Source organism: Halomonas citrativorans (assembly GCF_014898005.1).
Lineage (GTDB): Bacteria > Pseudomonadota > Gammaproteobacteria > Pseudomonadales > Halomonadaceae > Vreelandella > Vreelandella citrativorans.
Window position 1 is genome coordinate 1 of sequence record NZ_JABUYX010000047.1, and the last position, 5,075, is coordinate 5,075.

3 protein-coding genes are annotated in these 5,075 nt (G+C 56.8%); all 3 read left to right on the forward strand.

Annotated features, from left to right (window positions below; all coding sequences use genetic code 11):
• The first annotated feature begins 151 nt into the window (after nucleotides 1-151).
• The 3 genes from INT20_RS17745 (at nucleotide 152) to INT20_RS17755 (ending at nucleotide 4,297) form a co-directional block, all read left to right on the forward strand.
• Nucleotides 152-1,180, forward strand: a complete 1,029-nt coding sequence (locus INT20_RS17745) for a methyl-accepting chemotaxis protein (protein ID WP_407647911.1) — start codon at nucleotides 152-154, stop codon at nucleotides 1,178-1,180.
• Between the two features lie 198 nt (nucleotides 1,181-1,378).
• On the forward strand, nucleotides 1,379-3,223 hold the full coding sequence (ilvD, locus tag INT20_RS17750; RefSeq protein ID WP_193057437.1) for a dihydroxy-acid dehydratase: 1,845 nt from the start codon (nucleotides 1,379-1,381) through the stop codon (nucleotides 3,221-3,223).
• 18 nt (nucleotides 3,224-3,241) lie between these two features.
• Entirely contained in the window at nucleotides 3,242-4,297 is a 1,056-nt protein-coding gene (locus tag INT20_RS17755) for an oxidoreductase (RefSeq protein WP_193057436.1), read from the forward strand.
• Nucleotides 4,298-5,075 lie beyond the last annotated feature (778 nt).

The window sequence follows — 5,075 nt, forward strand, 5'->3', positions numbered from 1 at the left end:
TGTACTCCACGACCGGGACGTGAATGCGGCCCGGAATATCCTCAGCCTCGGGGCAGGACGTTGCCCTCAAGAAGTTGGAATCCCCGTCCTTTAGGGCGGGGAGGACGTCAATCTACGCAATGTACTCAACGGCTTAGCGGGTGCGCGCCACTTGACCTTTCAGATTGCGGCAGGGAACCTGGCGGCCAGCAACAAGCAAACCAGCCACGACGAGCTCGGAGAGCTGCTCTACTCACTGGATACCATGCGCTTTAGTTTGGCCAGTATCGTCACTGATCTGGATAGTCGAGTGTCGATCGTGACCCCGGCCGTTAGGCAGATTGCTGCTGAAAACGAAGAGCTTTCATCGCGGACCGAGCAGCAAGCATCATCGCTTCAGCAAACCGCTGCCAGCATGGAAGAGATGACCTCCACCGTGCAGCAGAATACTGAAAATGCGCGCCAGGCAACCGAGCTTGCCATGCAAAATGCCGACAGCACACGCGATACCGGCAAACAGATGGAAGCCCTGGTTGAGCGTATGCAGCGCATTGCTCAAAGCGCAGAAAAAATGACCGAAATGATCAGCGTGATTGATGGCATTGCGTTTCAGACCAACATACTGGCGCTCAATGCCTCCGTCGAGGCTGCCCGCGCGGGCGATCATGGCCGTGGCTTTGCCGTTGTCGCCAGCGAAGTGCGTAATCTAGCGGGGCGGAGCGCGACGGCTTCCCAGGAAATTCGCAAAATGATCGACAGTACTACTCAAGAGGTCAGCGGCGGGCGGAGTGCTGTAGAGCAGGCAGAGCGCGCCATTGAAAATGTGATGCAGCAGGTAAACCGTGTCAGCGTGTTAATGGAATCCATTAGTGCAGCCTCTAATGAGCAGAGCAGCGGTATCGGACAAATTAATTCAGCCGTCGCTGAAATGGACCATGTGACACAGCAAAATGCATCAAAAGTGCAGTCCATCGCGGCGTCAGCTGACAACCTGGCGCTAGAAGCCTTTGAGCTGGCCAACGTGGTCGATGCGTTCCGCTTAAAAGGCTTTCAAGAAGAGAGTGCCAAGGCCGCCCGCGATAAGCTTTCGTTTACGCATAAGGCTCAGCAGAAAACAACCAGGCAACTGCCTGCCGCCAGTAATGCCGCACTTGGTAAACTCGCCGCCCAGCCTCAGCACGAGCAGTGGGAAGAGTTTTAAGCGTCTAACGCCTCAAGACTCCCATACGTGATAGATGCCACCCTCCAGGGTGGCATCTTAGAAACGCGTCAGCGGATTAATCTCGTCGGACACTACATCTGGCGCTGTGGGCAGCGCTCATGCCACAATCATGGGCGCTGGATTCACCTGCCCACCGCCGAGTTGGCAGCGGGCCAAAAAAAAGATGTAGAGGACACTATGCCTGAGTATCGCTCCCGTACGACCACCGCTGGCCGTAATATGGCTGGCGCCCGCGCTTTATGGCGCGCCACGGGTATGAAAGATGACGATTTTCACAAACCTATTATCGCGGTCGCCAACTCGTTTACCCAATTTGTCCCCGGTCACGTCCACCTGAAAGATATGGGCCAACTGGTTGCGCGTGAAATTGAGAAAGCCGGTGGCGTAGCCAAGGAATTCAACACTATTGCCGTCGATGACGGCATTGCGATGGGCCACGACGGCATGCTGTACTCGCTGCCCAGCCGCGACATTATCGCCGACAGTGTTGAGTACATGTGTAACGCGCACTGTGCCGATGCGTTGGTCTGTATCTCCAACTGCGACAAGATCACCCCTGGCATGTTGATGGCTGCCATGCGCCTGAATATTCCGGTCGTCTTTGTCTCAGGCGGGCCGATGGAAGCCGGCAAAACCAAGCTGTTAAATCATGGCCTGGATTTGGTAGACGCCATGGTAATGGCGGCTGACGACAGCGTGGATGATGAAACGCTGGCCGAAGTTGAGCGTAGCGCTTGCCCCACTTGCGGCAGCTGCTCAGGCATGTTTACCGCCAACTCAATGAACTGCCTGACCGAAGCGCTTGGCCTGGCGCTGCCGGGTAACGGTACTGTGCTAGCAACGCACTCGGACCGTCGTCGTCTGTTTGAAAACGCCGGCCACAAGATTGTTGAGTTGGCCAAGCGTTACTACGAAGGTGATGAGGCGCACCTGCTGCCTCGCGCGATTGGCTCGAAAGCCGCTTTTCGTAACGCGATGACCCTGGATATCGCCATGGGCGGTTCCACCAATACCATTTTGCACCTGCTGGCGGCCGCACAAGAAGCGGAAGTCGACTTCACCATGTCGGATATCGATCAGCTTTCCCGTGAAGTGCCTCAATTGTGTAAAGTGGCGCCCAACACCCAAAAGTACCACATTGAAGATGTGCACCGGGCGGGTGGCATCATGGCGATCCTGGGTGAGCTTGATCGCGCGGGCGTGCTGGATACCTCGGTGCCCACGGTTTACGGTGATAGTCTCAAGATCGCGCTGGACGAATGGGACATCATGCGCTCACCCAGCCCGGAAGTGGTTGAGTTCTTTAAAGCAGGTCCTGGTGGCGTGCCCACCCAGACGGCCTTCTCGCAAAGCACGCGCTGGCCAAGCCTGGACGGTGACCGAGCGACTGGCTGTATTCGTAACCTGGAGCACGCGTTCTCAACCCAGGGCGGCCTGGCCGTGCTTTACGGCAACATCGCGCTGGACGGCTGTGTGGTTAAAACTGCCGGTGTTGATGATTCGATTCTACTGTTTGAAGGCACGGCTCACGTCGTGGAGTCCCAAGACCAGGCGGTCGCCAACGTACTGGATGGCAAGGTAAAAGAGGGTGATGTCGTGGTGATTCGCTACGAAGGCCCTAAAGGCGGTCCCGGCATGCAGGAAATGCTGTATCCAACCTCATACCTTAAATCCAAAGGGCTGGGCAAAGCCTGCGCGCTACTGACCGATGGTCGCTTCTCGGGGGGGACCTCGGGTTTGTCCATTGGCCACGTATCGCCGGAAGCGGCAGCGGGGGGCGCAATCGGCCTGGTGGAGCAGGGCGATACCATCATCATTGATATCCCCAACCGCACGATTAACGTCAAGCTTTCCGATGCTGAGCTTACCGCTCGTCGCGAAGCGATGGATGCCAAAGGAAAAGAGGCCTGGAAACCGGTCGAGCAGCGCCCCCGCAAAGTGACGCCTGCGCTAAAGGCCTATGCACTGTTAGCGACGTCCGCTGACAAAGGAGCGGTGCGCGATCTTTCCAAGCTCGATTAAACGTTCGCAAGGAGCATTATGAAAGCAACGATCAATGTGGGCCTGGTAGGTTATGGGTTCGCGAGTAAAACGTTTCATGTACCGCTCATTCAGGCCACGGAAGGCCTGGATTTGGTCGCGGTGTCCTCAAGCGACGCCGCTAAGGTGCAGGCGGATTTGCCTGATGTAGAGGTCGAGAACGAGGCACGGGCATTATGCCAGCGTTACGATATTGACCTTATTGTGATTCCTACCCCCAACGATACCCACTTTCAGCTTGCCAAAATGGCACTTTCTGCGGGCAAGCACGTGGTGGTGGATAAACCGTTTACCGTGACGCTGTCAGAAGCCAAGCAGTTAAAATCGCTGGCCGTGGTGAAAGAGCGTTTGATCTCGGTGTTTCATAATCGCCGTTGGGATAGCGATTTTTTAACGGTTAAGGCTTTGCTTGAGACAGGCACGCTAGGACGTGTGACCGGTTTCGAATCGCGCTTTGATAGGTTCAAACCAGAAGTACGCGACCGCTGGCGCGAGAAAGCCACGGCGGGTGGCGGTCTCTGGTTTGACCTGGGGCCACATCTGCTGGATCAGGCATGTGAGTTGTTTGGGATGCCCAACGCCATTTTGCTGGAGCTGGGCACACGCCGCGATGGCGCGCAAGCCGATGACGATTTTCTCGCGCTGCTGGCCTACGATGACCGGCGTGTTCAGTTAAGCGCCAGTGCGCTAGTGGCCGAAGCGACACCGCGTTTTCGGATACATGGCACGCAAGGCAGCTATATAAAATACGGTCTGGACCCTCAAGAAGATCGCCTGAAGGCAGGGGAAGTGCCTGCCGTTAATTGGGGAGAAGATACCCCAGGCACGTTGACGCTGCGCGAAGGGCAGGGTGAAAAGGCATCACTGACAAGCCATGAGCATCCTACTCAGCCGGGTAACTACCTGGCCTATTACCAGGGAATCGTCGAGGCTCTCCAAGGCCGTGCTGCGCTACCGGTAGATATCGAAGCCGCGTTACGCTCGATGACGCTTTTGGAAGCGGGGCAGGATAGCTACCGCCAACGCCGCTGGATAGCGCTTAAACCCCACTTTTAACCCAACACGAAAGTCGGCACCCGCTTCACGCGGGTGCCTTATTTGCTCGTTCCTCGCAAAACGTTACCACGCGGCACGGTTCTCGCTAGATCCGAAAATAACGCAAATTTGTAGCGCGTGGTAAGCGCAGCGCACCCGCGGGAGCAGCGCGCAGCGCTGCCAGGTGGTGTGTTACAAGGCATGGATACAGGCACGGCGACAACGCCAAGGTGGCTTGGCGCCGCCACTCGCGGGTGTCTTATTTACTCGTTCCTCGCAAAACGTTACCACGCGCTACGATTCTCGCTGGATCCGAAAATAGCGCAAATTCGTAGCGCGTGGTAAGCGCCAGCGCACCCGCGAGAGCAACGCGAAGCGTTGCCGGGTGATGAAGTGCAAAGCATAAACACGGAGGCACAAGCCAAGGCGGTTTACGCCGCCACTCGCGGGTGCCTTATTTACTCGTTCCTCGCAAAACGTTACCACGCGCTACGATTCTCGCTGGATTCGAAAATAGCGCAAATTCGTAGCGCGTGGTAAGCGCCAGCGCACCCGCGGGAGCAACGCGAAGCGTTGCCGGGGTTGGGTGGCGGGGTGCAATAGCACGGAGGCACAAGCCAAGGCGGCTTGCGCCGCCACCCGCGGGTGCCTTATTTACTCGTTCCTCGCAAAACGTTACCACGCGCTACGATTCTTGCTGGATCCGAAAATAGCGCAAATTCGTAGCGCGTATATGGACTCCTCCTCGCTTGCAAGCACAAAAGGTCATGGCGGCTATGTCGACTGCGAGCGTATATTC

What these genes read in the sequence shown, in the direction of transcription:
- INT20_RS17755 (WP_193057436.1), top strand. Translation starts at nt 3,242, where the DNA reads ATGAAAGCAACGATCAATGTGGGCCTGGTAGGTTATGGGTTCGCGAGT.
- ilvD (WP_193057437.1), top strand. Translation starts at nt 1,379, where the DNA reads ATGCCTGAGTATCGCTCCCGTACGACCACCGCTGGCCGTAATATGGCT.